A 2,956-nucleotide genomic window follows, 5' to 3' on the forward strand; every position below is an offset into this window, starting at 1 on the left:
CTTTTATTGCACCCATTTTTCTATAATCGTTTTTCTAAAGTGATATCTAAAAACCTAAACCCACCTGTAGGTAACTGAACATTAATCTTCCCATTTGTGATTTTAAACTCATCCCCTGACAAAATATCTTTAATTTTTTTAGGCGATATAGTGTTAAAGGTTACCTCAGCTAGTGCTGTTTGTGGATTAATATAACCGCCGTCAATCAAGGTTAAACGTAAATTAGTAGGGGATGTTTGCGCAACAACCCAGGCAACATTTCCTTTAACGGTAATTGGTAATAACGCTGATTTCTCTTTAATACTTTTTTCTATCGTTTTATAAAACTCTTTTGCTGAAAAATGTTGTTTTCCATCTGCAGAAACATACTCCCTACCGTCAGTTAAGTACTCTTGCATAATGTTTTTATAAATAGGGTGTAAATGATCAACTAAAGCACCTCTAGCTGCTTTATCATCAGCGAATACGCCCTTTTGTGGTGGTGTAATTAACACTAAACCGTTTGGGTATTGAGGTAAGAAACCCAAACGCCTTTCTTTAACACCTGCGGCATAACGTGAAAAATCCCACTCAGTCACAGGAGCACCAGGCCATGAGCCATTTAGTCGGCTGAATACCATTGGATTTTCATCTTCGACCTTTTGATCATACAGCGACGTTGTTTTAACATTATTCCCTTCATCTAAATAATGGTTATCTGGTGGCAACATGCCAATATTTACAGGTGAATAGCTTAAAATTTCATTAGGTTTAGGTATGTACAACGCGCCTTTGCCAATTAAATCCCAAAAGGTTTTCATGTGTGTTTGGTCAACAGGAAAATTATTAATATAAGTCGCGCCATTAGCTGCACTATAGATGTACTGTCGCAGAGCATGATTAGGCAACATTTGATGCGAATTTTGTCTTAATCGATCATAACTTGTGTTGTCTCGAGCTAAACGCGCTCCCCAACTGTTAACCGAACCACTAGCCCACAAACCGACTCTACCGGCAATGCTTAATTCCATCGATTTATCAGTAGTTTCTTCCATTGCAGGTACAAAAACATCGGCAAATTCACCGGAAATTAGCCTTGACCACCCTTTTTTATAAACCATTGATTGCCAGAACGTGTGCTTGTTCCTTAAAAACAAGTTGCCGTTGAGTTTTTGTGCCGCCTCCGCTAAAGGAAACATAAAATCTTCTAACATTATTTCAAAATCTTTATCGTAGTGAGCCACTTCAGGAAAAATTAAAACAGATTTTTTCCCATTGGCTACTTTTAAGGTTTTAATATGAGTATCTAAACTACGGTAGTATGGATCGTTACCATGACCGCCCCAATAGGCTGCACCAACATCACCACTGTAGAGTTGTTTGGCTTTTTCTAATATTTCGGCTTGCGATAAATCATATTTTTTTCTTCGGTCACGTTTATTTTGATAAACCTTGTTCGGTATTGCAGAACGATCCCAATTTTCAGTACCCAGGTTGCCTGAATCAAGAAATATAGGGCTATCGTATTCATTCGTGATGTGTTTAACCACTTTCTTTGATGTCTTATTTATATCAGACATTAAATATACAGGTAATGGTTTATGTTTATATGTCGTTTCTTGGTAATGCGTTAACTGCTGGTTTACCTTGTCAATATTATTCAAAATAGCAGCAATTTTTCCAGGAGGGTTTAAGTTTTTAAATTGATTATCCCATCCTTTTTTCGCAATATCTAAAACGTGAATGCTGCTACCACCACTTTGACTACTGGCTAAAATAATTTTATTTGTTGCAGGGTCTTTCCACATATCGTTATACGAATACTTTCCTGTAACCACATTAGCTTTAGTTTTAGCTTTTTTCATAGTGGCAGGAATAATAGTTAAACTATTACCGTAAAGGATAAATATACTTTTTTCACCTTGATATTCAACTAGTTCGGTTTGAGCTATTCGATAACCAAACTTACCGAATATAGGTGATATTGTTTTTAATGGAATAACGGTTTCAGACTTTGTTTTAGGATCATATAAGGCGATGCTTTGGTTTTTCATTTTAGTGCTGCCCAAAAGCACCTCTTGATTTGCGTCGTCATCAATATCTACTACACGTATATCACCAATGGGTGAGCGCATCGCTTTTAATGGGTCAGCAATAAATGGCTTATCTACGAGTGGTTTAAATAAATATATAGCGCCAGATCCTTGCATTGAATTAACAACACCTAGCACCGCTAAAACATCACTACCGTCGGCTTGTTTAAGTGCTCTTAAAAAGTTGATTGAGTGACGTTTAGCTGGTTGAGAGCGCGCCTGAGGGTTATCTTTGGTTGCTTTGTTTGGGCGCGATTTTTCAATTGAATAAGTTGAAGATGCAATGGTTTTTATTAACTTACCTTGAGTGTCTAAATAATAAAAATTATTATCAAAACCACCGGCGACCACATATGAAGTATTATCTTTTTTTATAGCAGTAACAGAGTACATAGGTGCATCATTAATTTTAAATGACCATTTCAATTTACCTTTGTCGGATAAACAATACACATGACCATCTGCATTAGCGGTCAATATTTCATCATTACCATCACCGGTAATATCTTGTGTCCAAACATCATGGTTCATAAAACCAGACAATTTATTTTCCCATAAAACTTTACCGTCATAATCTACTGCAAATAAAGTCCCCTCGTAACTTGAGCCTACGATGTATGAGCCAGATTTGCGATTAGCTGATCTCACTTTACTAATAGTGTATGGGGTTTCAATACTATACAACGCAGGCGTTACATAAGGCCCTAATCTACTAGGACTAGCGGTAGTGCAACCGCTTGTTAGCAATACACATAATACAAGGTATGACATTTTTTTGATTATAATTTTCATTTTTATCCCTGAATTAAGTATTTACTCAAACATTTTATATTTCTATTATGCGGAATAATTAAACAAGAGAACCACTTTAATTGCTATAATTA

1 protein-coding gene is annotated in these 2,956 nt (G+C 36.1%); it reads right to left on the reverse strand.

Annotation, left to right across the window (positions count from 1 at the left end; all coding sequences use genetic code 11):
• Positions 1–20: 20 nt before the first annotated feature.
• Positions 21–2,864 carry a PQQ-binding-like beta-propeller repeat protein gene (locus GQR46_RS18240; RefSeq protein ID WP_165741919.1) on the reverse strand — a complete coding sequence of 948 codons (2,844 nt, stop codon included), beginning with the start codon at positions 2,862–2,864 and terminating at the stop codon, positions 21–23.
• Between the last annotated feature and the right edge of the window lie 92 nt (positions 2,865–2,956).

Origin of the sequence: Pseudoalteromonas sp. Z1A6 (assembly GCF_011378745.1) — a bacterium.
GTDB classification, from domain to species: Bacteria; Pseudomonadota; Gammaproteobacteria; order Enterobacterales; family Alteromonadaceae; genus Pseudoalteromonas; species Pseudoalteromonas arctica.